Consider the following 25,056-nt stretch of genomic DNA (forward strand, 5'->3'; position numbering starts at 1 on the left):
ACCTTGTATTGACGGCGCCAAGGAATGCCGAAGGAGGACTGATGGCCAAACAGAAAGTTGCAATGCTGACCGCTGGCGGCTTGGCACCCTGCCTCTCGTCCGCGGTGGGCGGTCTGATCGAGCGCTACACCGACATCGCCCCGGACGTCGAGCTCATCGCCTACAAGTCGGGCTTCCGCGGCCTGCTGATGGACTACAAGATCGAGATTACCCGCGAGATGCGCGAGAAGGCCCACGTCCTTCATCGCTACGGCGGCTCGCCGATCGGCAACAGCCGCGTCAAGCTGACCAATGCGGCCGATTGCGTGAAGCGCGGTCTCGTCAAGGAGGGTGAAAACCCGCTGCGCATTGCCGCCGAGCGCCTTGCAGCCGACGGCGTCACCATCCTTCACACCATCGGCGGTGACGACACCAACACCACGGCGGCCGATCTCGCCGCCTATCTCGGCGCCAACGGCTACAACCTGACCGTGGTCGGACTGCCCAAAACCGTGGACAACGACGTCGTGCCGATCAAGCAGTCGCTCGGCGCCTGGACGGCAGCGGACGTCGGCGCCCGCTTTTTCGACCACGTGTCCAACGAGCAGAGCGCCGCACCGCGCACGCTCGTCATCCATGAAGTGATGGGCCGCCACTGCGGCTGGCTGACCGCCGCGACGGCCCGCGCCTACATCCAGCGCACCAAGGGCAACGAGTACATCGAGGGCTTCATGATGAATCAGGAGCTCAAGAACATCGACGGCATCTACCTGCCGGAAACCCATTTCGATCTTGAGGCCGAAGCCGCTCGCCTCAAGCAAATCATGGACCGCTCCGGTTTCGTCACTCTGTTCGTCTCGGAAGGCGCCTGCCTGGAAGAGATCGTCGCCGACCGCGAGGCCGCCGGCGAGGAAATCAAGCGCGACGCCTTCGGCCATGTGAAGATCGATACGATCAATGTCGGCTCCTGGTTCCAGAAGCACTTCGCCAAGCTGCTCGACGCCGAACGTTCCATGGTGCAGAAATCGGGTTATTACGCCCGCTCCGCCCCGGCGAACTACGAGGACCTGCGCCTCATCCAGAGCATGGTCGACCTTGCCGTCGAAAGCGGCCTGAACAAGGTCTCCGGCGTGACCGGCCATGACGAGGACCAGGGCGGCAAGCTCCGCACCATCGAGTTCCCGCGCATCAAGGGTGGCAAGGCCTTCGACCTGTCGACCCCCTGGTTCAAGGAGGTGATGGATTACATGGGGCAGAAATACCGTCCGGCGCATTGACGGAGCCGGCGAAAGCTGGCTTGCTCTTTCCTGAGGAGGAAAGACTCATGTCGTTCGAACATTGGCTCGCTTTCGCCGCCGCCTCGGCCTTTCTCTTGGCAATTCCGGGGCCGACCACCCTGCTCGTCGTGTCCTACGCATTGGGGCACGGCAAGAAGACGGCGCTTGCGACGGTAACAGGCGTGGCTGTCGGCGATCTCGTAGCGATGACGGGTTCGCTTCTGGGGCTCGGCGCTCTGCTTGCAAGTTCGGCCACGGCCTTCATGATCCTCCGATGGATCGGTGGCGCCTACCTCGTCTATCTCGGCATCCGGCTCTGGAGGGCGCCCGTCGGGGATGGCCCTATGGCCGACAACGACAATCTCCCGGAGGAAAAGCCGCTTCGAATCATGGCGCACGCCTTCGCGGTGACTGCGCTCAATCCGAAAAGCATCGTCTTCTTCGTCGCATTTCTGCCGCAATTCATGACCCCGGCAGTACCGTTCATCGAGCAGGTGGCGATCTTCGAAGCAACCTTCCTCGCCCTGTCGATCGCCAACTGTCTGGTCTATGTCGCGCTCGCCGAGCGGGCGCGGCGCTTCATTCGCAAGCATTCCGTAAGGAAAGCCGTCAATCGCACGGGTGGCACGCTGCTCATCGCAGCCGGAGCGGTGACGGCGGGCTATCGCAAGATCGCCGCCTGAACGTGGCAAGCTTGCCGCAATTCCGCCCATGCATTATGACACCAGAACGTTAACGGGCGCGCATGCGCGTTAACCGGTGTTAAGTTTTACTTGGGATGTCGGGATGATCGCAAAAAGAGACCTGAGAGCGAACCTGGGTTTCGCCTCCATTCTGCTTGTCGGTCTCGCGGGCTGTACCAGCAGCATGGAAGACGCGGCCAAGCAGGAGCTCAAGGCCAATCCGGTTGCCGGAACACCCGCCCCGGGCACCCAGACGGCAGCTGCCGGCACGACAACCGACCCGGCAGCTCCGGCCGATCCCAACGCCTCGAACGAGCCGGCTCCGATCATTCCCGGTACCCAGACCCCAGCCCCGATCCCGGTCCTCAAGGCCAACGCGCTGGCCACTGCCGCGGCAACCATGCCCGCCGCCCAGGCAATCGAACTGGTGGCGAACCAGCAACGCGGCACGATCCAGACGGCGTCCATGCCGGAATCGCCGAACATGGTGACGAGCCTGCCGGATTCGGCGCCTCCCACGGTTCCGACGATCCTTCCGCCCGAGGTCACGGCCGCCCAGACCATCGTGCCGGCGCAGAAGCCGACCACCGCGCTCGCCTATGCCGCACCATCCGGCAATCTGTCCCTTGCAGCGCTCGACAGGCAGTTTGACGTTTCGCCGCCCGGCCCGCCGCCCGTCATCGAGGAACAGCCGAAACCGGCCACCAGCGGACCGACCGTCATCAACGCGCTGATTAAGAAATACTCCAAGATCTACGAGATGCCGGAAGCGCTGATCCACCGGGTCGTCAATCGCGAAAGCACCTACAATCCCGCCGCCTATAATAACGGTCATTACGGTCTGATGCAGATCAAGTATTCGACCGCCAAGTCGATGGGTTATGATGGCCCCGCCTCCGGCCTGTTCGACGCGGAAACCAATCTCAAATATGCGATCAAATATCTGAAGGGTGCCTGGCTCGTGGCAGACAACAGCCATGACGGCGCGGTGCGGCTCTATTCCCGCGGCTATTATTATGACGCCAAGCGCAAGGGCATGCTCGACGTCCTCGATCCATAAGTGCTTTTGACTTTCCCGGCGCCTGCAAAGTTTACCGAAGGCCGTCCATGACGGCCTTCACCAGTTTCTGCGGCCGGTAGCCGAGCTTTGAAGGCGTAAGCCCAAGTCGGACGACAACGAGGCGTTCGGAAGGAACGATGGTGACGGATTGCCCGTCATGGCCGAGCATCCAATAGGCATCCGCCGGCAGGCCGAACGTCTGGTCCATAACCCCTCCCGGACCTTCCTGCCAGGCCTGCCCCCTCGTAAAGCGGTTATTGGAAGCGACCGTCGGCTGCTGCATCATGGCGACGTAACCCTCCGGCAGAAGCCGGTTGCCGTTCCACACACCGTCCTGCAGCAGGAACAGCCCGAAGCGCGCCCAGTCACGGGCCGTCGCATAGACATAGGAGCTTCCCACAAAAGTGCCGGCGGCGTCGGCCTCCATCAGCGCACTCGTCATGCCGAGCGGCGCAAACAGCGCCGTTCCAGGGTAGGCCAAAGCCCGCGACTGGTCCCGGAAACGGTCCATCCACACCCGCGCCAGAAGAACGCTTGTGCCGGAGGAATAGTTGAAGACCTCCCCCGGCCCGGCGATTTCGGGCTTGTCAGCAGCGTAGGCGGCCATGTCGCGCTCCAGATAGAGCATTCGCGTCACATCCGTCACATCGCCATAATCCTCGTTGAATTCCAGCCCGCTCTCCATCGCCATCAGGTCACGGACACGGATCGTGCCGCGCTGGTCGTCCTTCCACCCGGAAAACAGGCCGCTGTCGTCGAGACCGAGCCTGCCCTCCGCGACCAGCCGGCCGATAACGGCGGCATTGACCGTCTTTGCCATCGACCAGCCGAGGAGCGGCGTTGCGTGGGAAAATCCGCCACCGTAGGTCTCGGCAACGATACGACCGTCCTTCACCACGACGATGGCGCGCATTCCCGGTCCGGCAAGCGCCGGATCGGCAAGCAGCCCGGCAATCGCGGGTTCGGCGGCCTCCACTCGGTCACCCGCAGGCCACGGGGCATCTGCCGCTATCCGCTGCGGCTCGAGCGGCGGTGGCTGCACGGTATCCGCCACGGCGCCGCCATCCGGCACGTTGGAGCAGCCCAGCCCTTCCCGGTAGATCGCGGTGCTGGCTGCGATTGCGCCGGGAAGCTGAGCCGTCACGGATCGCGCTTCGCGATCCACATCGACACTGACCAGCCTGAGCAGGGGATGGCCCGGCGCCTGCACGTCTGCCGCCAGCACATTCTCGGGGTCGCGTCCGGCCAGGAAAACGTTCGAGCAGACGATCTTCGCCGCATAGCCGGGGCCGACCCTCAGCAAGGCCGGGGGCGAGAAAGACAGCCAGAAGACAAGCGCCGTGACCAGCATGACGACGGCAAGTACGAGCCCCCGGATGATCCTGCCAAACAATCGCATGCGTGCCTCCCGATTGCCGCCGTCATGCAATCAGGATTCCTCCGGTGACGAAACCCCCAAAACATCTGGTCCGACCGCCAATACACGGATTTCCGAGAGACTTTGACCGGCTCCGTCGATCTTCCGGCGCACCCACAGCCTGCGTCATCATACTGTTGCATGACGGGTCTACACGCCCTCAACGTTCAATGGATGGCGAATAGACATGACCGACGTTGCACCGGATGCCGGCTTTCGCAAGAACCGGAAACTCAAGGACGCTCTCCTGCAGCACAAGGCCCTGACGAAGGACGGCCTGTCCGAACGACTGTTCGGCATGCTCTTCTCCGGCCTTGTCTATCCGCAGATCTGGGAGGACCCGGATGTCGACATGGAAGCGATGCAGCTCGCCGAAGGCCACTCCATCGTCACCATCGGCTCCGGCGGCTGCAACATGCTGGCCTACCTTTCGCGCAGCCCCTCCCGCATCGACGTGGTCGATCTCAACCCCAACCACGTGGCCCTGAACCGGCTGAAGCTCGCCGCTTTCCAGCATTTGCCCGATCATGCCGCCGTGGTCCGCCACTTCGCTGCAGAAAACATTCGCTCCAATTCCCGCAGCTATGACCGCTTCATCGCACCGAACCTCGACGAACAGACGAGGGACTACTGGAACAAGCGCGGGGTTACCGGCCGCCGGCGCATCGCCGCCTTCAACCGCAATTTCTACCGCACCGGCCTTCTTGGCCGCTTCATCAGCGCAGGCCATGTCGTTGCAAGGCTGCACGGCGTCAAGCTGAAGGAGATTACCGAAACCCGTTCGCTCCGGGAGCAGCGCCAGTTCTTCGACAACCGTATTGCGCCGCTGTTCGAAAAGCCGCTGATCCGCTGGATCACCGCCCGCAAGAGTTCTCTCTTCGGCCTCGGTATCCCGCCGCAGCAGTATGACGAACTCGCCAGCATGTCCGAGGGAGGCACCATCGCGCCGGTGCTGCGCCACCGCCTCGAAAAGCTCGCCTGTCACTTCCCGATGAAGGACAATTATTTCGCCTGGCAGGCCTTTGCCCGCCGCTATCCGCAGCCGCATGAAGGCACGCTCCCGACCTATCTGAAACCCGAGCTCTATCCGGCGATCCGGGCCAATGCGAACCGCGTCACCGTTCATCATGCGAGCTTCACGGAGCTTCTGTCGCAGAAGCCGGCGGCAAGCGTCGACCGCTATGTCCTGCTCGACGCGCAGGACTGGATGAACGATCGCCAGCTCAATGATCTCTGGGGTGAAATCACCCGCACCGCCGCACCCGGCGCCCGCGTGATCTTCCGCACTGCCGCGGAAAAAAGCGTGCTTGACGGCCGGCTCTCCGATACCCTTCTCGACCGATGGACCTACCACGCCGAACGGTCGGCGGAGCTCAACAAGCAGGACCGCTCGGCGATTTACGGTGGTTTCCACATCTACGAGAGAAAAGCCTGATGGTGGCAGAAGCCGGGCTCGACGCCGAACACGCTGAACGCATGGACAGGATGTACCGCTACCAGCGGCATATCTACGATCTCACGCGCAAATATTACCTGTTCGGCCGGGACCGGATGATCGCCCGGCTGGATGTCCCGCGCGACGGAAGCCTTCTCGAGGTCGGTTGTGGCACCGGCCGCAACCTGCTGCTCGCCCATCGTCTCTATCCGACCGCGCGGCTCTATGGCCTCGATATTTCGGCGGAAATGCTCGTCTCCGCCCGCGCCAATTTCCGTGGCAAACCCACAGAACCGGTCCTTGCGGTCGCCGATGCAACGACCTTCACGGCCGGCGAATTCGGCGTCTTCGGCTTCGATCGGGTCATGATTTCCTACGCCCTGTCGATGATCCCGGATTGGGAGAAGGCGATCGATGCCAGCCTCGCGGCGCTGAAGCCAGGCGGCTCCCTGCATGTGGTCGATTTCGGCCAACAGGAGGGCCTTCCGGGCTGGTTCAGACGGCTCCTGCAGTCATGGCTCGCACGCTTCCACGTCACGCCCAGGGCTGACCTGCGCAAGGCCCTGGAAGCACGGCTCGAAGGCATCGGTGGGCGGCTGGAATTCGAGACCGTCGGACGCGGCTATGCCTGGCATGCGGTTATTCGCATCTGAGATGCCGTCAGACAGTTGAAAATAACGCATATTTAAGGATGATGGAGGCAAAAGGAGGTTTGCGCCTCTTTTGTATTTGCGTGTGCGCGCGCCGCATCAGGGGCATGACCTCGAATTCTATCTGACGGAATAACCATGCGGTGGCTTCTTAACGCTCTTTTGCCGGTCGCCCTTGCCCTTAGCGGCTGCACCTCGGCCAGCTACGACCTCATGGAGACGGCCTCCATCAAGCAGCCGCGATTCGAGGACAAGGACCCGCAGGACTTCGGTGCCAACAATCCCCATCGGCACAAGGTGCATGGCATCGACGTGTCGAAATGGAATGGCGATGTGGATTGGGCTAAGGTCCGCCAGTCCGGTGTCTCCTTCGTCTTCATCAAGGCGACCGAAGGCAAGGACATGATCGACCCGCGCTTCGACGAATACTGGCGCAAGGCCCGCGCCGCCGGCCTGCCGCATGCGCCCTATCATTTCTATTATTTCTGCTCCACCGCCGACGAGCAGGCCGACTGGTTCATCCGCAACGTGCCGAAGGAATCGATGCACCTTCCGCCCGTTCTCGACGTGGAATGGAATCACGCCTCGAAGACCTGTCAGTATCGCCCGAATGCGGAGACGGTCCGTAGCGAAATGAAGCGCTTCATGGATCGCATCGAGGCCTATTACGGCAAACGCCCGATCATCTATACCTCCGTCGATTTCCATCGCGACAATCTCGAGGGCGCTTTCCAGGATTACCATTTCTGGGTTCGCGCGGTTGCCCAACACCCCGAGGAAATCTATCCGGAGCGCCGCTGGGCGTTCTGGCAATACACCTCGACCGGCGTCATTCCCGGCATCAAGGGGGAGACGGATATCAACGTCTTTGCCGGCACCGAGAAAAACTGGAGAAAATGGGTCGCCGCCGCGTCCAGGTAGGAATGCGGCAGACCATTTTCATCGTTGCCCCAACAAACTCAGCTAATCCTCTGCAATGCTGTGATTTCTCGGCTGACCATCTCGTTTTCGTCAAAATGACGGGCATGATCGCAGCCGACCCGAAAAATTCAAGGATATGGATATGAAAGCCGCACCACGCCTCGCCCTTGCACTCGCAGGTCTTCTCGCCACCACCGCTTCCTCGCTTGCCGCGGAATGCGGCGGCGACCTGCAGGCCTTTCTCGACGGTGTAAAAGCCGAAGCGATCGCGGCAGGAAGCACGGCGGATGCCGCCGCCCAGGCGCTGGCCGGTGCCCAGATCGATCAGAAGGTGCTCTCCCGCGACCGCGCCCAGGGCGTGTTCAAGCAGACATTCCTGGAGTTCTCGCAGCGCACCGTCAGCCAGGCGCGCCTCGATATCGGCCGGCAGAAGATGAAGCAGTATGCCGACGTCTTTGCCCGCGCCGAGCAGGAATTCGGCATTCCCGCCGGAGTCATCACGGCCTTCTGGGCTATGGAAACCGACTTCGGCGCCGTGCAGGGAGATTTCAACACCCGCAACGCGCTGGTCACGCTCTCGCATGACTGCCGCCGCCCGGAACTCTTCCGTCCGCAATTGCTGGCGCTCATCAAGATGGTCGAGCACGGCGACCTCGATCCTGCAACGAATACCGGCGCCTGGGCCGGTGAAATCGGCCAGGTGCAGATGCTGCCGGAAGACATCGTCGCCTTTGGCGTCGATGGCGACGGGGATGGCCATGTCAACGTCAAGAAGAGCTCGCCGGACGCCATCCTGACCGCTGCGAAGTTCATTCAGAGCCTCGGGTTCCGCCGCGGCGAACCCTGGCTGCAGGAGGTCACCGTTCCGGAAAACCTGCCGTGGGAAAAGACCGGCTTCGACAGCGGCATGAAGGCGGGCGACTGGTTCGCGCTCGGCGTCAAGCCCCGCAACGGCGACACGAGCAATGCCGGCCTTGAAGGGGAACTGCTGTTGCCGCAGGGCCGCAAGGGCCCGGCCTTCATGGCCTATCCGAACTTCAACATCTATCTCGAATGGAACCAGTCCTTCATTTATACGACCTCGGCCGCCTATTTCGCCACGCGGCTGATGGGCGCCGAACCCTACCTGAAGGGCAACCCGGAACCCGGCATCGGCGACGTGGAAATGAAGGCGCTTCAGACCAGGCTGCAGCAGAAGGGCTATGACGTCGGCAAGATCGACGGCATTCTCGGCGGCGGCACCCGCATGGCCATCCAGAAGGAACAGCTCCGTCTCGGCCTGCCGGCCGACGGTTGGCCGACCCCGGCCTTCCTCGCAGCCTTCTGATCGAGCCGCCACGACGATTTCGCAACATAAAAAACCGGATCGCAAAAAACGGGTGGCGTGACGAACGCGCCATTCGTAGCTATGACACTCCAACACACACCGGAGTGATCCCATGAATGCCATCGCCCAGCAGAAAATGACGACCGCCACCTGGTTGATGCTGTTGTTGCTCGGGTTGATCTGGGGCGGATCCTTCTTCTTCGCCCGCGTCGCAATCCCTTATGTGCCGCCGTTCACACTGGTATTCCTCAGGCTTTCGATCGCCGCGCTGGCGCTGCATATCTACCTGCGGGGCAGCCTGGATATCTATCGCATCCTCGCTGCCAACTGGCGTTCCTTTCTTCTCCTCGGGCTGATGAACAACGCCCTCCCCCACACCCTGATCTTTCTCGGCCAGACCCATATCGGCGCCGGCCTCGCCTCTATCCTCAACGCCACCACGCCGGTCTGGACCGTCATCATCGCCAATCGCCTGACGGAGGACGAAAAACTGACGGGCGCCAAGCTCGCCGGCTGCCTGACCGGCCTTCTCGGCACCGTCATCCTGATCGGCCCGAGCGCGCTTTCCACGAGTTCCATTCCTCTATGGGCCGTGTGCCTGCCCATACTGGCCGCCGTTTCCTATGGTTTTGCCAGCATCTACGGTAAGCGTTTCAGGGGCGTCCCGGCCCCTGTGACGGCAACCGGCCAGCTGACCGCCTCATCGGTCATCATGCTGCCCGCCTCGCTCCTTATCGACCACCCCTGGACGCTCTCCATGCCGCCCGTCGGCGCCGTGGCCGCAATCATTGCGCTCGCACTCATCTCGACGGCCTTCGGATACATCCTGTTTTTCCGTATCATGGCGCGGGCCGGCGCTACGAACACCTCCCTCGTCACCCTGCTCGTCCCGCCGAGCGCCATCCTCCTCGGAGCGCTTTTCCTTGATGAGCGCCTGCATCTCACTGATATTGCAGGCATGACGCTGATCGGCCTCGGATTGATTATTCTGGATGGCCGGCTATTCGCCCGTCGCTCTGCCATCGGCGCCTCAGCTAAGTGATGCCGGCTGTCACGCATCAAAACGGTCTCATTTTTGCAAATCACGTTTGTTAATCAACATTAACAGACGCTCACATTTTTATGCTTTTGATTTTATTGATTTTTGCCATCCATGCGACAACTTATCCACGGGCATGAACTGCACTGCAGCATACAAATCGCTTTTCAATCGACACAAAACGGACATATTATCTAACGGTCAACACAAGGAGGCAGACATGGGACTGACCAATTCTCTCAATGTCCTGATCGTCGGTGCGGCGTTTGTGTTCATAGCGACGATGCTGTTCATCTGAGTTTTCCAGGATGAACCAAAGGCCGTCATAAAGAGGCCCGAGAGGTCCGGCCAAGCCAGTGATGCTTTCCGAATTCGATAAAAAAGGCGCATGAACCGCAAGCGGCATGCGCCTTTTTTAATGGCTATCCCGAAACCGCCTGCCTTTCGGCGCAATCAGGCGGCGGCGCCGGCCGCAGCCTGATCCGACGGCCTCAGGCCGATGTTTGCGAGCGTGGCATTCACCAGCGGTGCGCGGTTCATCGTATAGAGATGGAAGTCGGCAATCCCGCGGCGGACGAGATCTTCGATCTGCTCGGCGGCGACCGTTGCGGCCACCTCCGCCCTCGCCTGCGGCTGGTCGTCGAGACCGGCAAAGCGGTCGTCCAGCCAGGCCGGAACGCTGGCGCCGCACATCGAGGCAAAGCGTTTCAGCTGCGTGAGATTCTGGATCGGCATGATGCCCGGGACGATCGGGATGGTAATGCCGGCGGCACGCACCCGCTCCAGATAACGCTCGAATATATCGTTATCGAAGAAGAACTGGGTGAGCGCGCGATGCGCCCCGGCATCCACCTTGCGTTTGAGCATGTCGATGTCTGCGGCCGCGTCCCGACTTTCCGGATGCTTCTCCGGATAGGCCGACACGGAAATCTCGAAATCGCCCATCTCCCTCAGCCCGGCTACCAGCTCCGACGCATTGGCAAAACCGCCGGGATGAGGCTGGTAGGCCGTTCCGATTCCGCCCTGGGGATCGCCACGCAGGGCCACGAAATGGCGCACGCCAACGGCGCGGAATTCTTCCACCACATGCCGCACTTCATCCTTCGTCGCACCGACGCAGGTAAGATGCGAGGCCGTGGGCAGCGTCGTCTCGGCAATCAAGCGCTTCACCGTCGATAGGGTCGGCGCGCGCGTCGTGCCGCCGGCGCCGTAGGTGACCGACACGAAATCGGGGTTCCAGCGGGACAGTTCATCGACCGTGGCCCAAAGCTGGCCTTCCATCTCCTCCGATTTCGGCGGAAAGAATTCAAAAGAAATGCGAAGCGGCGCTCCGGCCTTTTCGGCGTGGTCGTCTCTCGCCATTCATCTGCTCCCGGTCTGAAGGGTGGATACGATGGAAATATCGCGGTCGGCTGGCACATTCTGGCGAGCCAGCCAGAGGGTCACCGTCAGCCCTCCGCCCTTCGGCTTTTCCGGCGTGAGATCGACCGCCTGTTCCACTTCGAGATCGTATTTCGCCAGCCATTCGGCCATTGTCTGATGCGAGAAACCGAGCCGCACATGGGCATGCTCGTCCCGCAGATATTCGTGGTCGTGCGGCGCCAGATCGACGATCGCGAGCCGCCCGCCGGGCTTCAGCATGCGGCTTGCCTCGGCAAGCGCCAGCTCCGGTTGGGGCAGGAAGTGCAGGACCTGATGGATCGTCACCAGATCGTATTCGTTGCCGTCGAGCGGCAGGTTCAGGATGTCGCCATGGCGAACGGCGGCCTTCAATATGCCGGCCTTGTCGAGATTGGCGCGCGCCACGGCCAGCATGTCCCGGCTGGCATCGATGCCGACGGCCCGGCGATAGATATTCGAGAGGAGCTGGAGAATACGGCCCGTGCCCGTGCCGAGGTCCAGCAGCGAATCGACGGGTTCCCGGCCGATCAGCCGCAACAAGGCCGCCTCGACGGCGTCGTCATTGACATGAAGCCGGCGCAGTTCGTCCCATCCGGAGGCGTTGCGGCTGAAATAGGCCTGGGCACGCTCGGCCCGCGTCCGCTTCACGGCGGCAAGGCGCTCCCCGTCACGCAGCAGCACCGGGTCGGTCTCGAGCGTGGCGTCAATCAGCAACCGGGCAAGGGAAGCAGCCTCGCCCTCCTGCTTTAGGCGGAAATAGGCCCAGGCGCCCTCCTGATAGCGGTCAACAAGGCCGGCTTCCGTCAGCAACTTCAAGTGACGGGAAATTCGCGGCTGCGACTGGCCGAGAATGTCGGTAAGATCGGTGACGGTCAGGTCGCCGGCGGCCAGCAGCGCGAGCAGCCGCAGCCGCGTCGGCTCCCCGGCGGCCTTCAGCAGCTCGACCAGAACGTCCACACCGAATTTCATGCACCCTCGCCCACATCCAATCAAGACATAAACATATCTTTATGTCATTCACCTTACCTGCGCAAGCGCAAATCGGTCGTATACAAGGCAAATATCGGAGGGAATATTACGGCAGATGCCGCCCCGGCCCGCGACGGCCCAGGCAGAAGCCAAAGAAAAACCCCGCGGACCAGAGCGGTACGCGGGGTCGGGCAGACTTTTCGGACAGCCGGGATCGTCAGCGCGTCAGACGCTTGTAGGTCACCCGCTTCGGATTGACCGAATCCGCGCCGAGACGACGGATCTTGTCCTGTTCGTAGTCCTCGAAGTTGCCTTCGAACCATTCGACATGGCTGTCGCCTTCGAAGGCGAGGATGTGGGTGGCGAGTCGGTCGAGGAACATGCGATCGTGGCTGATGATGACCGCGCAGCCCGCAAAGTTTTCCAGCGCGTCTTCGAGCGCTCCCAGCGTCTCCGTATCGAGGTCGTTGGTCGGTTCGTCGAGAAGGATGACGTTGCCGCCCGACTTCAGCATCTTCGCCAGATGCACGCGGTTGCGCTGACCACCGGAAAGCGTGCCGACCTTCTGCTGTTGGTCGCCGCCCTTGAAGTTGAAGGCGCCGCAATAGGCGCGGGAGTTCATCTCGTGCTTGCCGAGCTTGATGACGTCGTTGCCTCCGGAGATTTCCTCCCAGACGGTCTTGTTGCCGTCCAGCGAGTCGCGGCTCTGGTCGACATAGCCGAGATGAACGGTCTCACCGATGGTGATGTCGCCGGTGTCGGGCTTCTCCTGGCCGGTAATCATCCGGAAGAGCGTGGTCTTCCCGGCGCCGTTGGGGCCGATGACGCCGACGATGCCACCGGGCGGAAGCTTGAAGGAGAGGTTTTCGAACAGGACGCGATCGCCGTAGGTCTTGGAGATGTTGTCCGCCTCGATCACCACGTTGCCGAGACGTTCGCCGACCGGGATAATGATCTGTGCCTCGCCGGGACGACGGTCTTCCGCCGCCTTGACCAGTTCGTCATAGGCGCGAATACGGGCCTTCGACTTGGCCTGGCGGGCCTTCGGGCTGGATGCGATCCATTCCTGTTCGCGGGCGAGCGCCTTCTGGCGGGCGCCCTCTTCGCGCTCTTCCTGTGCCATGCGCTTGGCCTTGGCATTGAGGTAGGCGGAATAATTGCCTTCGTAGGGAATGCCGCGGCCGCGGTCGAGTTCGAGGATCCAACCGGTGACGTTGTCGAGGAAGTAACGGTCGTGGGTGACCATCAGGATGGCGCCCGGATACTCGCGCAGATGCTTTTCGAGCCAGGCGATCGTCTCGGCGTCGAGGTGGTTGGTCGGCTCGTCGAGCAGCAGAAGGTCGGGCTGGCGCAGCAGCAGCTGGCAGAGCGCGACACGACGCTTCTCACCACCGGAGAGATTGTCGATCGTTGCGTCGCCGGGCGGGCAGCGCAGCGCTTCCATCGCCATCTCCACCTGGCTTTCGAGGTCCCAGAGATTCTGGCTGTCGATGATGTCCTGGAGCTTGGCGCCCTCCTCCGCGGTCTCGTCGGAATAGTTCATCATCAGTTCGTTGTAACGGTCGAGGATCGCCTTCTTGTCGGCCACCCCTTCCATGACGTTGCCGAGCACGTTGAGGCTCTCGTCGAGCTGCGGCTCCTGCGGCAGATAGCCGAGGGTAGCCCCCTCCGCCAGCCAGGCCTCGCCGGTATACTCGCTGTCGAGGCCGGCCATGATCTTCAGAACGGTCGATTTACCGGCGCCGTTCGGGCCGAGAATACCGATCTTGGCGTCCGGGTAGAACGACAGGTGGATGTTCTCGAGGATCTTCTTGTTGCCATAGGCCTTGTTGAGGCCGGCCATGTGATAGATGAACTGACGTGCCATCGTCCTGTTGCTCCGCGCGTCGAATGGGAAGTTGCCGCTATGTAGGCGAAAGCGGCTAAGGGGGCAATGCGGCATGCCCGGTTTTTGTGAATTGCCAGTGCCGGGGTGCCTATCGAAAGGCCTCGTGGTCGACGCGCAGCAAGCGGAACGCGGACTTCCCCTCCCCGACAACACTCAAGCCCGGCCAGTCGTCGCCCCCCGCAAGCGCCCGGAAGAGGGGCGCGGGCTCTCCACCGGCAGGCAGGACGCGCCGGCAGACAGCCACGTAGTCGAAAGGAGCAAGCGCCTCGCGCCGTACCTCGCTATCCTCGCTGAGCAGGGTTTCGTAGGTCCGCCGCAAACCGGGCGACGCACGGTGGAAAAGGATACCTGCAACGGAGACACCCGGCTGCATTCGTCCGGCGATCGCCAAGGCCAGTCCCGGCGGTGCCAGAATACGCCCGGTCGTGAGCCGGGAAAGGTCCGCAAAATCCGCCCCTTCGCATCCGTCTTCGTTCATATAGTCTACAGCATCGGGCCCGGTGGCCGTTGCGGAAGCCGCCTTGGCCGCGCTGCCGAGCGCAAGGCCAAGCATTGCTGCGCCCGCCATCCAGAGCGCGAGGCGTCCTTTGCCCCGCCCACTCCAAAGACGAAGAACCTCGCTTGCGGCCAGAGGCAGAAAGATCGGACCGACAGAGGTCGCAATCGGCGTATAGCGGAACATTGCCAATGCAAGAAGGAGCGCCGCAAAGGCGATTGCCCAGGCAATCGCCGTTTCCGCAAGATCCGGCCGATTTTCCCGCGCGAGCTTTATACCGGCGGCGACGATGACGGCTGCAAGCAGTGCAAGCCGCACCACCTCCACCGCATAACCGGCTTCGAAGACCGCGCCGATATTCCCTTCCTGCCGCACCCGGGAAAACCAATAGCGATGCGAAACAGGATCGATGATCCCGTAAGGGCCCGCCAGACACTCGCTGAACAGGAATGCACCGCAAAGAAGAACCGGCAACGTCGCCCCGCCAACGGCGAGAATCCGCATCCTCGGCTCTAACCCGGAAGGCAGGATGAGGATCACCAGGCCGGTGACGAGCGGCAGGGCGGAAAGGGCGAAGGCAAACGGTGCGGAAAAACTGTCGCATTGCGTCTCGAAAAGACCGCGCGCTCCGACCAGAAGGCCTCCCAGAAAGAGCGTGGCCGAGGCACAGGCCAGAAGGAAAACGAGGGTGAAGCCGCGCCTTGGGAGCCCCGCGATACACCATGCCAGCACGATGGCGCCAGCGCCGACGGCCATGAGCGGCAGGCATTCGAGGCCGACCATCGGCGACGCGGCGACCGCCACGCCGGCGAGAAAGCCGCCCGCAACATCATCCCTCAAGACGCCATAGACGAAAAACAGAAGCAGGAGGATCTGGACATTGTGATGATCGATGCGACCGGGCTCGAACTCCAAAATCGCCGGAGCCGCAAGGATCACAATCGCAATAAGCTGCCAGAACGGCACCCCGCCGGGCCCGTCGCGTTTGACCCGAAACAGAATTGCGGTCGCCAGCAGGCTGAAAACCACGAAGAGCACAGGCGGCCAGATCAGGAAGGCGAGATTGACGGCCCCTTGTCTCTCGACAAACGGCTCGATCATCCAGGTCAGCAGAACGTAGGGCAGATCGACCAGGCGCGACCACGGCGAAACGTAGGGCTCGGGCATCCGGATCGCATCCAGTGTGCGGTCGAACCAGCGGCCGTCTGCCAGCAACTGGATGACCTCGATGCGTCGCAAGGCATCGTCGATATCGATTCTCCTGAACCGGCCATCCAGCCCGTCGAGAAACATCAGAAGAAAGCCGATGAATATCAGGCAAAGAAAGAACAAAACACGAGATAGCCCCTCGCGGTCGCCATCGCCGACTTGCAAAACCATCAAAGCCCCCGTTCAATGGTCCTCCGGGGAGGACTGCCGGAAACTAGCCTCGCAGGCTTTAACACCGGATAAATCGCGGCGAATGCCGCCGGCCGGCCCGTTCCGGCAAGAACAGGGGGAGAAGCATGTTCACAGAAGCGAGACGTCTTTCCAGCCCGACAGGCGCATTGATCGCCTACCGTTATGAGGCTGCCCTGGGCGTGCCGCGCGGCATCCTGCTGATCTGCCATGGGCTGATCGAGCACTCCCGACGCTACCAGGGCTTTGCCCGTTCCATGGCCGATGCCGGTTTTCATGTCTATGCCCACGACCATCGCGGTCATGGCGAGACGACCTCTGTCGACACCCCGCTTGGACGTTTCGCCGGACACGGCGGCGTCCACAAGGTGGTCGCCGATGTCCGCGCCATGCGCGACATGGCGATCGCCGAGCATCCCCGCCTTCCGGTCGTGCTTTTCGGTCATTCCATGGGCGGGCTGATCGCGCTGAATGCCGCGACCATGCACCCTGACGCCTTCAAGGCCGTGGCGATCTGGAACTCCAATTTCAATCCCGGTCTTGCCGGCCGGCTCGCGCAGGGCGTTCTCGCCGTCGAACGCATGCTGAAGGGCTCCGACGTTCCGAGCGCCATCCTGCCGAGAGCGACCTTCGATGCCTGGGCTCGCGCCATCCGAGGCCGCCGGACCCCGTTCGACTGGCTGTCGCGCGATGCCGCCGAGGTCGACAAATATGCCGACGACCCGCTCTGCCGGTTTGACGCCAGCATCTCGATGTGGAGCGACGTGCTCGCCCTGACCTTCCGCGGCCGCTCCGCCGCGATGCTGAGCCGCCTCCCCCGAGACCTGCCTTTCCATCTCGTCGGCGGCAGCGAGGACCCGGCCACCCGCGGAGGCCGGGACATTCTCTGGCTGGAGGAACACCTGCGGGAGAGCGGTTTCACCGACGTCAGCACCCGGATATACGAGGATATGCGGCACGAGACGCTGAACGAAATCGGCAGGGAACGGGCGATTACCGATTTCAAGAGCTGGTGCGACCAGGTAATCGGCAACGTAGCCCGCCCGCTCGAAACCCTTTCCTAGCTTGGGCAGCCACCCGCGATCGCTCCCGATCCGGTATCATCCACTTCGTTCCGGCCCGTCCTTCGATGGTCGTCATAAAGCTGTTTCGAGACGATCATCCCTTCCCGACAGCGTCACAGAAAAGGCGCCTTCACACCAATCCTGCGGCAAACCGACGCCCGGCGATGTCGAAAGGGAATAACCCCATGAGAGAAATTCAAGTGTTTGCCGGAACACTCCCGGCTATAGAAAGACCATGATGTCGTCGTCCGCTACATTGGCAGATACCGCTCCCCAAAACAGGATCATGCAGGGCCTCGGGCTGATGATCCTCGCCATGCTGGTAGCCCCCTGCATCGACATTTTTTCCAAGCTTGCAACCGCCGATGCCTCGCCGACGATGATTACAGCCGGCCGCTTCCTGTTTCAGGGGGTGTTCATGCTTCCCATCGTCATCAGCAAGGGCCTCTGGCGCGACTTTTCATGGCGGCTGAGCGGCTACCATGCCATTCGCGCTGCCATCATCACCGTGTCGATGATCTGCTTCGTCGCGACGCTTGCTGTCATGCAGGTGGCCGATGCCGTCGCCATCTTCTTCGTCGAGCCGATCATCCTCACGGTGCTGGCCAGCATATTTCTGAAGGAAGCCGTCGGCTGGCGGCGCTATACCGCCTGTGCCATCGGCTTTCTGGGGGCGATAATCGTCATCCGCCCGAGTTTCGAGGAGGTCGGTTTCATAGCCCTGCTGCCGATCGTAACCGCCTTCTGCGTCGCCATTTTCGCGCTGATGACCCGCGCCCTTTCCCAGCGCGAAGATCCCTGGTCAATGCAGTTCCAGATGTCGGTATGGGGCTTGCCGATCTGTGGCGCGCTGCTCGCCTTGGGCGCGCTGAACGATATCGATTTCCTGGCCCCTTCCGTGCCCGATGGACTGACCTTCACGTGGCTGGCCGCAGTCGGCTTCGCAGCGGCCCTTTCGGGCATCCTCGCCGTCTATGCCTACCGTGTCGCTCCCGCCTCGGTTCTCGCTCCGATGCAGTATCTGGAAATCGTCTCCGCCACCCTGCTCGGCTGGCTGGTGTTCGGCGACTTCCCCGATGCAGTGAAATGGCTCGGCATATCCATCATCATCGGATCCGGCCTCTTTATCGTCTGGCGGGAGCGCCGTTTCTCCTCCAGGCCGGTATCAGACAGCAAACCCGTTGCCCCATGACAGGATCGACCATGACTGACGCGCCTTCGAGGAAACCGCCGCTTGCCGGCATCCGGGTGATCGAGCTCGCGCGTGTGCTCGCCGGTCCCTGGGCCGGCCAGATGCTGGCGGACATGGGCGCGGACGTCATCAAGGTCGAGAACCCCGAAGGCGGCGACGACACCCGCGCCTGGGGACCGCCTTTTGTCGAGGGCGGCAACGGCGAAGACCTGTCAGCCGCCTACTATCATTCGACCAATCGCAACAAGCGCTCGATCGGCGTTGATTTCCGCTCGCCCGAGGGCCAGGAAATCGTCCGGCGGCTGGTCGCCACGGCCGATGTGGTGATCGAGAACTTCAAGGTCGGCGGCCTGAAGAAATACGGCCTCGACTATGAGAGCCTCAAGGCGATCAATCCGAAACTCGTCTATTGCTCGATCACCGGCTTCGGCCAGAACGGCCCCTATGCCGAATTCGCCGGCTACGATTATATCGTACAGGGCATGTCCGGCTTCATGTCGATCACCGGCGAACCGGACGGCCAGCCGATGAAGGCCGGTGTCGCCATCGCCGATATATTCACCGGCATCTATGCCGTCACCGCGATCCAGGCGGCGCTGATCCACGCCATGAAAACCGGCGAAGGCCAGTTGGTCGACATGGCGCTGCTCGACGTCATGTCTGCGGTGCTCGCCAACCAGAACATGAACTATCTGATCTCCGGAAAGTCTCCGGTGCGCCTCGGCAACGCCCACCCGAACATCAGCCCTTACGAGGTCGTTCCGACAGCGGATGGTCACCTGATCCTCGCGGTCGGCAATGACGGCCAGTTCAAGCGCCTCTGCGCCATCCTCGGCATCGAGCAGGTCGCCGAAGACGAGCGCTTCGCCACCAACAAGGCGCGCGTCGCCCACAAGGCAGAAGTGCGGCGCATCGTTTCGACCGAAACGGCGAAATGGACAAAGCGCGACCTGCTCACAGCCTGTGAAAGCAATGCCGTGCCGGCCGGTCCGATCAACTCCATTGCCGAAATGTTCGACGACCCGCAGGTCAAGGCGCGCGGCCTGAAGATCGACCTCAGCGATGCCGACGGCAACACCATTCCGGGTGTCAGAACCCCGATCGTGCTTTCCGAAACGCCGCTGCGTTACGAGCGACCAAGCCCGAGGGTTGGCGAGCACAGGGATGAAATCCTTGCTGAACTGGAAGAGATCGAGAGAAAGGCAGCCCAATGAAGAAGACAGGTGGCCAACTGATCGTCGATGCACTCAAGGCGAACGGCGTGAAGCGCGTTTCCTGCGTGCCGGGCGAAAGCTATCTCGCGGTGCTCGACGCGCTCTATGACAGCGGCATCGACACCATCGTCTGCCGGCAGGAAGGCGGCGCCGCGATGATGGCCGACACCTGGGGCCGGCTGACCGGCGAGCCGGGCATCTGCATGGTGACGCGCGGACCGGGCGCGACCAACGCCTCCGCTGGCCTGCATGTCGCGAAGCAGGACTCGATCCCGATGATCCTCTTCATCGGTCAGGTCCAGCGCGACGCCCGCGAACGCGAGGCCTTCCAGGAGGTTGAATACCGCCGCGCCTTCACCGAATTCGCCAAATGGGTCGGCGAGATCGACGATGCCCGCCGCATTCCGGAATTCGTCACCCGCGCCTTTGCCATCGCCACCTCCGGCCGCCCCGGCCCGGTCGTGCTGACGCTGCCGGAGGACATGCTGGTCGACGAAGTCGATGCGCCCGAAGCCAAGCCCTACATGCCGGTCGAAGCCCATCCCGGCCCGGCACAGATCGAGGCTTTCGGCGCGCTGCTGGCGAAGGCGAAACGCCCGATGCTGATCCTTGGCGGCACCCGCTGGGACGACGAATCCGTTGCCGGCATCCGCGCCTTCGCCGAACGCTTTGCCCTGCCGGTCGGATGCTCCTTCCGTCGCCAGATGCTGTTCGATCATCTGCATGAAAACTATGCCGGCGATGTCGGCATTGGCATCAACCCGGCGCTTGCGAAGGAAGTCAAGGAAAGCGACCTCGTCGTCCTGCTCGGCGGCCGCTTCTCGGAAATGCCGTCTTCGAGCTACACCCTCATCGGCATCCCCTACCCGTCCCAGACGCTGGTGCATGTCCATCCCGATCCGTCCGAACTCGGCCGCGTCTACCGCGCCGATCTTGCGATCTGCGCAACGCCAAAGGACTTCGTCGCGGCACTGGGCAAGCTCTCCCCCGCAGTGAAACCGGAATGGGCAACCCGCACGGCCGCCATGCATGCGGGATACATCGCATGGTCCACCCCGCCGAAGACGGGTCCGGGCAAGCTGCACATGGGGCCGATCATGGAGTGGATCGAGGCCAACACGCCGAAGGACGCGATCTTCACCAACGGCGCCGGCAACTACGCCACATGGCTGCATCGTTTCCACCGGTTCCAGGCATTCAACACGCAGGCAGCACCCGCCTCGGGATCGATGGGTTACGGCCTGCCCGCCGCCGTTGCCGCCAAGCAGCTCTTTCCAAGGCGCGAGGTCATCTGCTTTGCCGGTGACGGCTGCTTCATGATGCACGGACAGGAATTTGCGACCGCCATCCGCTACAACCTGCCGATCATCGTGCTTCTGGTGAACAACGGCATCTACGGCACCATCCGCATGCATCAGGAACGGGAATATCCCGGCCGCGTCAGCGCCACGGATCTCACCAATCCGGACTTCGCAGCCCTTGCCCGCGCCTATGGCGGCTATGGCGAGACGGTCGAGGACACCGAACAATTCGCCGCCGCCTTCGAACGCGCCCGCGCCTCCGGCAAGCCTGCGATCCTCGACATCAAGCTCGATCCGGAAGCGATCACCCCGACGAGAACCCTGACCCAGATCCGCGAAAAGACCTGATATTCAGGTCTTCCGTGTCATTTCCCGGGCAACGTCGATAAAAGCGCGCACGGGCGGAGGCAGATGCCTGCGCCCGGAAAAATAAAGGCAGAGTCCCGGAAATGGCGACGTCCAGTCTTCCAGAACCGCTGTCAGCAATCCCGCCGACAAGGGGCCGGCGGCCTGTCGCTCGGTCATGTAGGCCAGCCCCACGCCGGCGACGGCGGCCTCTAGCATGAGATCCATGTCCTGCAGGGTCATCGGCCCATCCACCTCGACCCTGATCTCCTGCCCATGACGCTCGAACTCCCAGCGATAGATCGCACCGCTTGGCAAACGCAAGCGCAGGCAGGGATATCGCGAAAGATCGTTCGGCACGGAAGGCTTTCCATAACGCTCGAAATAGCGCGGCGCGCCGAGAACGAAAAAACGCTCCTGCTCCGTTAGTGGAATGGCGATCATGTCTTGCGGTACGCTTTCAAGCAGGCGCACACCGATATCGAAGCCTTCCTCGACGATATCCACAAGACGGCCCTCGCTCGCAACGTCGACATGAACTTCGGGATAACGACGCTGGAATTCGACAAGAATGGGCATCAACAGCCCCTGCATCCCGCCGGGTGACGTATTGATCCTCAACCTTCCGCGCGGACTGCCCCCCGCCGCGGTCGCTCCCTCCATCGCGCCGGCGATATCCTTCAGCGCCGGAGAAACCTTTTCCAGAAAACGCTCGCCTGCCTCGGTCAACGAAACGCTGCGTGTCGTGCGGTTGAACAACCTTACCCCGAGACGATTTTCGAGTGCCGAAATGGCGTGACTGACGGCAGAGGCGGACATGCCAAGCTCGCGGGCCGCTGCCCGGAAATTGCGGGTCTCGGCGACGATGGTCACAGCATTCAGTTCGATCAGCCCTGCTCTCTTCATTGTTCGAATATACTCATCATGCTGTCCATGATTGTCGCGCTTATCGAAGCATATCCGGAAATCTATCTCCTGTGCATCCCCAAACGCCAAAGGAGTTGGAAACATGGCAAAGACCGTCCTCATCACCGGAGCGTCGTCCGGCATCGGCAAGGCGAGCGTGAAGCACTTCAGTTCTCAGGGCTTCAACGTCGTCGCCACGATGCGGGACATATCCGCCGGCGAGGAATTCAAGGAGCTTTCAAATGTGCTGGTGACGCGCCTCGACCTTGAAGAGCGGGCCAGCATAGAGACGGCGATTGCGGAAGGGATCGAACGCTTCGGCAAGATCGACATTCTCGTAAACAATGCCGGCTATGGCCTCTACGGTGTCTTCGAAGCTATTCCGCGGGAAAAACTGCAGCAGCAGTTCAACGTGAATGTCTTCGGCGTGATGGACACGATCCGCGCCATCCTTCCCCATTTTCGTGAAAACCGTGGCGGCACCATCGTCAATCTCAGTTCCGGTGCGGGACACTTCACCCTGCCGATGATCTCGGCCTACTGCGCAAGCAAGTTCGCGCTCGAAGGGTTCACTGAGGCATTGTCCTATGAAATGCTGGCGCTCGGCATCGGCGTCAAGCTGGTCATTCCCCATGGCGGAGTGGCGGAAACCTCGTTCCAGCAAAGATCGGCCGCCGACTTCGCTCGGGACGGCACGCCGGCCGAATACGACGCCTTTCTCGAAAGGAGTATCGCCACTTTCGCACGTCTCGGCGGGGCGGTGACCATGACCTCCTCCGACGTCGCAAAGGTCGTATTCGAGGCGGCGACCGATGGAAAACCGCAGCTGCGCTACTTCGTCGGCGATGCTCAAAGCGGTTGGCTGAAAGCCCGCAAGGAACTCGAAGAGAACGACTACATCGCCTTCATGCGCCAAAAATTCGCCTGACAGGCAGAACGAAAAAGACCGGCGCATCAGCAGGATGCGCCGGTCTTTCGAATCAAGTTCTCAAGGATCAGAGAGCAGCGGTGACGACGAACTCGACCTTGTAGTCCGGGGTTGCGAGCGCGGCCTGGCTGGTGGCGCGGGCCGGCGGGTTCTTCGGATCGATCCAGGCTTCCCAGACGGCGTTCATTTCGCCGAAGGTCGACATGTCCGAAAGGTAGATGATCGTCTGCAGGATCTTCGACTTGTCCGAGCCGGCGGCGGCAAGCAGACGATCGACTTCAGCGAGAGCCGACTTGGACTGTTCGGTCACGGATACGCCGTCGCCCACCTGACCGGCGAGATAGACAGTGTTGCCGTGAACGACTGCGCCGCTCATGCGGGCGCCCGGCTCGATACGCTTGATGGTCATGGGAAATACTCCTGTTGCTTTAAACGGAAATCGGCAGGCCGGAAGGGCCGGTGCCTCAGGTCAGCCGCGCAGCGGCAGCGTCTTCTGATAGGCATTGGTGGAACGCGCGCCGGAACGGCAATAGCCGAGCATCGGACGATCGAAATCGTCGAGGGCATCCATCATGCCGCGAACGGTATCCTCGGTCACGCCCATGGGGCCGACGGGCACATGCTTGATCTCGATGCCGAGTTCCTTGGCGCGGGCGGCAATCTCGCCGAAGGTCGGCTGGCCGGGCTCCTCGCCATCCGGACGGTGGCAGACGATGGACTTGAAACCCAGCGCCTTGATCTGATCGAGATCGGCAACCGTGATCTGGCCGGAGACGGAATACTCTTCGTTGATCTGCCTGATATCCATCGTCTTCTTGCTCCTCGAATGAACGTGGCAAACACTTAAGGTGCCATGCCGGAGGCGTCAATCGAAGTTGTGCCGAAGCCGGCTCAAACGAAGGAGAAAGTCAGGAGGTATTCGCGGCTGTCGCCGGGGGAAAGCGCAACGAGTTCGCCACGCTTCGCGAGTTCCGCGCGCGGCTCCCAGCGGTGGGAAACCGGCTCGATCCCCAGCACATGGGCGGGAGCGGCCTGATTGCGCCAGATCTGCAGGAAGGGCAGGCTATCGGTCAGGAAGCGGACCCGAAGCGTCTTGCCGCCGATGGCCGCGATGGGTCCGAGCCGGACTTCCGCCCAATCCTCTTTGCCGGCGGGAACGCAGAAGACTCCACCATCCCCCTCGCCGAATGCCCAGGGGAAGCCGCCTTTTTCCAGCATGGCCCCTTCCAGCCTGACGCCATCGTCGAACAGCCGGGCGCCGATATTCATGTGGTACATCAGCATGGCCGGAAACGGGCTGGGGCCGGTATTGGTGACACGGTCGGAAAGCCTGACCTCGCCGGTTACCCCATCGATTCGCCAATGGCGTTCGAGCCGGGCGCTGCCGCCATCGGCCAGCCTTGCATCGACAATCGCGCGGGCCTCGGCATTCTCCCCGTCAGAAGAGAACGAAACGATCTCAGCAGGATGCGACGAGAACGAGCCATGCAGGGGAAATCGGGCGCCAGCCAGACCGGGCACCGGTTCCGGATGGCGGATATGGTCCGGACCGCAGGTGAAAAGAAACCCTTCGAGCGAATGGTCGATGCGCGGATCACCATCGTCGGGAATGGCCCGGCCGGGCGCAAGATCGACCCCGTCGACCACGCAGGAGCCGATATCGAACACCGATCCCTCGTCAAGTGAAAGCTTCGGCCCCTTGCCGCTGCTGAATTCCATCAATGCCCGTCATCCTCGTCGGCCGGCGACGGCATGCGCAGATGTCCCGTCGCCATTGCATCCTCGATGCCGGACAGTCCGTCATCGAGCGCCCTGAGGTACGGCAAATCCACCGCCCCTTCAAGCCAGTGCTGGTAGTCTGCGGCGCAGCGCTTCAGTTCCAGGTAAGCGGCATGGCCGTTCTCGGTGAGCGACAGGATCTCGAAACGCCGGTCGACCGAATCGCGCTGGCGCCCGAGCCATTTGCGATCCTCCAGCGCCTTCACCGCCCGGCTGACCTTGGTCTTCGTCAGGCCGGCATATCCGGAAATCGCCTTTGCCGTTTCGTGCAGCCCTTCGCCAAGCGACCAGAGCACCTGCCACTCCGTCCAGGAAATCTCGCCGCCGACATGACATTGGCGCATGAAATGGCTGCTGAGCCGCTCGGCGGCACGATTCAGCCGATAC

Annotated in this window: 23 protein-coding genes; 13 read left to right on the forward strand and 10 right to left on the reverse strand. The window is 62.1% G+C overall.

What is annotated here, in order from left to right; all coding sequences use genetic code 11:
• Positions 1 to 41 precede the first annotated feature (41 nt).
• The 3 genes from J5N58_RS01965 to J5N58_RS01975 all read left to right on the forward strand — a co-directional run bounded on the left by J5N58_RS01965 (position 42) and on the right by J5N58_RS01975 (position 2,999).
• Positions 42 to 1,256, forward strand: a complete 1,215-nt coding sequence (locus J5N58_RS01965) for a pyrophosphate--fructose-6-phosphate 1-phosphotransferase (protein ID WP_113339068.1) — start codon at positions 42 to 44, stop codon at positions 1,254 to 1,256.
• A 47-nt stretch (positions 1,257 to 1,303) separates the two neighbouring features.
• Entirely contained in the window at positions 1,304 to 1,939 is a 636-nt protein-coding gene (locus J5N58_RS01970; protein ID WP_112828008.1) for a LysE family translocator, read from the forward strand.
• Between the two features lie 103 nt (positions 1,940 to 2,042).
• Positions 2,043 to 2,999 carry a lytic transglycosylase domain-containing protein gene (locus J5N58_RS01975; RefSeq protein ID WP_112828007.1) on the forward strand — a complete coding sequence of 319 codons (957 nt, stop codon included), beginning with the start codon at positions 2,043 to 2,045 and terminating at the stop codon, positions 2,997 to 2,999.
• A 31-nt stretch (positions 3,000 to 3,030) separates the two neighbouring features.
• On the opposite strand, the gene J5N58_RS01980 is transcribed toward J5N58_RS01975, so the two are convergent.
• Complete coding sequence (locus tag J5N58_RS01980) at positions 3,031 to 4,398, reverse strand: serine hydrolase domain-containing protein (protein ID WP_244709399.1); 1,368 nt, start codon at positions 4,396 to 4,398, stop codon at positions 3,031 to 3,033.
• Between the two features lie 205 nt (positions 4,399 to 4,603).
• Here J5N58_RS01980 and J5N58_RS01985 point away from each other — a divergent pair, with 205 nt between their 5' ends.
• The 5 genes from J5N58_RS01985 to J5N58_RS02005 all read left to right on the forward strand — a co-directional run bounded on the left by J5N58_RS01985 (position 4,604) and on the right by J5N58_RS02005 (position 9,791).
• The gene (locus tag J5N58_RS01985; protein WP_112828006.1) at positions 4,604 to 5,851 is read left to right on the forward strand and encodes a BtaA family protein; all 1,248 of its coding nucleotides are present in this window, start codon (positions 4,604 to 4,606) and stop codon (positions 5,849 to 5,851) included.
• Positions 5,851 to 6,504, forward strand: a complete 654-nt coding sequence (locus J5N58_RS01990) for a class I SAM-dependent methyltransferase (RefSeq protein WP_112828005.1) — start codon at positions 5,851 to 5,853, stop codon at positions 6,502 to 6,504. The genes J5N58_RS01985 and J5N58_RS01990 overlap by 1 nt, the downstream gene beginning before the upstream one ends.
• 135 nt (positions 6,505 to 6,639) lie before the next feature.
• Entirely contained in the window at positions 6,640 to 7,422 is a 783-nt protein-coding gene (locus J5N58_RS01995) for a glycoside hydrolase family 25 protein (RefSeq protein ID WP_112828004.1), read from the forward strand.
• Between the two features lie 142 nt (positions 7,423 to 7,564).
• A complete protein-coding gene (locus J5N58_RS02000) occupies positions 7,565 to 8,749 on the forward strand; it encodes a lytic murein transglycosylase (protein WP_244709401.1) in 1,185 nt (394 codons plus the stop codon).
• A gap of 112 nt (positions 8,750 to 8,861) precedes the next feature.
• On the forward strand, positions 8,862 to 9,791 hold the full coding sequence (locus J5N58_RS02005) for a DMT family transporter (RefSeq protein ID WP_112828002.1): 930 nt from the start codon (positions 8,862 to 8,864) through the stop codon (positions 9,789 to 9,791).
• A 450-nt stretch (positions 9,792 to 10,241) separates the two neighbouring features.
• Here J5N58_RS02005 and metF read toward each other — a convergent pair whose 3' ends face one another.
• The 4 genes from metF to J5N58_RS02025 form a co-directional block, all read right to left on the reverse strand.
• Positions 10,242 to 11,150 carry a methylenetetrahydrofolate reductase [NAD(P)H] gene (gene metF / locus J5N58_RS02010; RefSeq protein WP_113424973.1) on the reverse strand — a complete coding sequence of 303 codons (909 nt, stop codon included), beginning with the start codon at positions 11,148 to 11,150 and terminating at the stop codon, positions 10,242 to 10,244.
• Positions 11,151 to 12,158, reverse strand: coding sequence for an ArsR/SmtB family transcription factor (locus J5N58_RS02015; RefSeq protein ID WP_113486922.1), 1,008 nt, complete (start codon positions 12,156 to 12,158; stop codon positions 11,151 to 11,153). It lies immediately after the preceding gene.
• Positions 12,159 to 12,375: 217 nt separating this feature from the next.
• Complete coding sequence (gene ettA, locus J5N58_RS02020; protein ID WP_112827999.1) at positions 12,376 to 14,025, reverse strand: energy-dependent translational throttle protein EttA; 1,650 nt, start codon at positions 14,023 to 14,025, stop codon at positions 12,376 to 12,378.
• Between the two features lie 109 nt (positions 14,026 to 14,134).
• On the reverse strand, positions 14,135 to 15,922 hold the full coding sequence (locus J5N58_RS02025; RefSeq protein ID WP_244709403.1) for a hypothetical protein: 1,788 nt from the start codon (positions 15,920 to 15,922) through the stop codon (positions 14,135 to 14,137).
• Positions 15,923 to 16,047: 125 nt separating this feature from the next.
• Here J5N58_RS02025 and J5N58_RS02030 point away from each other — a divergent pair, with 125 nt between their 5' ends.
• The 4 genes from J5N58_RS02030 to J5N58_RS02045 all read left to right on the forward strand — a co-directional run bounded on the left by J5N58_RS02030 (position 16,048) and on the right by J5N58_RS02045 (position 21,059).
• Positions 16,048 to 17,004: an alpha/beta hydrolase gene (locus J5N58_RS02030; protein WP_244709405.1), complete on the forward strand. Its 957-nt coding sequence runs from the start codon at positions 16,048 to 16,050 to the stop codon at positions 17,002 to 17,004.
• Between the two features lie 235 nt (positions 17,005 to 17,239).
• Positions 17,240 to 18,196, forward strand: a complete 957-nt coding sequence (locus tag J5N58_RS02035; protein WP_112827996.1) for a DMT family transporter — start codon at positions 17,240 to 17,242, stop codon at positions 18,194 to 18,196.
• Between the two features lie 11 nt (positions 18,197 to 18,207).
• Positions 18,208 to 19,410 (forward strand): succinate--glutarate CoA-transferase, encoded by a 1,203-nt coding sequence (gene caiB, locus J5N58_RS02040; protein ID WP_244709408.1) that lies wholly within the window; start codon positions 18,208 to 18,210, stop codon positions 19,408 to 19,410.
• A complete protein-coding gene (locus J5N58_RS02045) occupies positions 19,407 to 21,059 on the forward strand; it encodes a thiamine pyrophosphate-binding protein (protein WP_244709426.1) in 1,653 nt (550 codons plus the stop codon). The genes caiB and J5N58_RS02045 overlap by 4 nt, the downstream gene beginning before the upstream one ends.
• Before the next feature lie 3 nt (positions 21,060 to 21,062).
• Here J5N58_RS02045 and J5N58_RS02050 read toward each other — a convergent pair whose 3' ends face one another.
• The gene (locus tag J5N58_RS02050) at positions 21,063 to 21,962 is read right to left on the reverse strand and encodes a LysR family transcriptional regulator (protein ID WP_244709428.1); all 900 of its coding nucleotides are present in this window, start codon (positions 21,960 to 21,962) and stop codon (positions 21,063 to 21,065) included.
• A 103-nt stretch (positions 21,963 to 22,065) separates the two neighbouring features.
• Between J5N58_RS02050 and J5N58_RS02055 the strand changes: the two genes are divergently transcribed.
• Complete coding sequence (locus J5N58_RS02055; protein ID WP_113443531.1) at positions 22,066 to 22,890, forward strand: SDR family oxidoreductase; 825 nt, start codon at positions 22,066 to 22,068, stop codon at positions 22,888 to 22,890.
• 67 nt (positions 22,891 to 22,957) lie between these two features.
• Here J5N58_RS02055 and J5N58_RS02060 read toward each other — a convergent pair whose 3' ends face one another.
• The 4 genes from J5N58_RS02060 to J5N58_RS02075 form a co-directional block, all read right to left on the reverse strand.
• Positions 22,958 to 23,299, reverse strand: coding sequence for a RidA family protein (locus tag J5N58_RS02060; protein WP_112827992.1), 342 nt, complete (start codon positions 23,297 to 23,299; stop codon positions 22,958 to 22,960).
• Positions 23,300 to 23,359: 60 nt separating this feature from the next.
• Complete coding sequence (locus J5N58_RS02065) at positions 23,360 to 23,698, reverse strand: protein tyrosine phosphatase family protein (RefSeq protein ID WP_113437533.1); 339 nt, start codon at positions 23,696 to 23,698, stop codon at positions 23,360 to 23,362.
• 83 nt (positions 23,699 to 23,781) lie between these two features.
• A complete protein-coding gene (locus tag J5N58_RS02070; protein WP_113443532.1) occupies positions 23,782 to 24,612 on the reverse strand; it encodes an aldose 1-epimerase family protein in 831 nt (276 codons plus the stop codon).
• Entirely contained in the window at positions 24,609 to 25,013 is a 405-nt protein-coding gene (locus J5N58_RS02075; protein ID WP_244709430.1) for a MarR family winged helix-turn-helix transcriptional regulator, read from the reverse strand. Before J5N58_RS02075 ends, J5N58_RS02070 begins: the two co-directional genes overlap by 4 nt.
• Positions 25,014 to 25,056: the final 43 nt, after the last annotated feature.

This window comes from Paenirhizobium cremeum (assembly GCF_022884085.1).
GTDB classification, from domain to species: Bacteria; Pseudomonadota; Alphaproteobacteria; order Rhizobiales; family Rhizobiaceae; genus Allorhizobium; species Allorhizobium cremeum.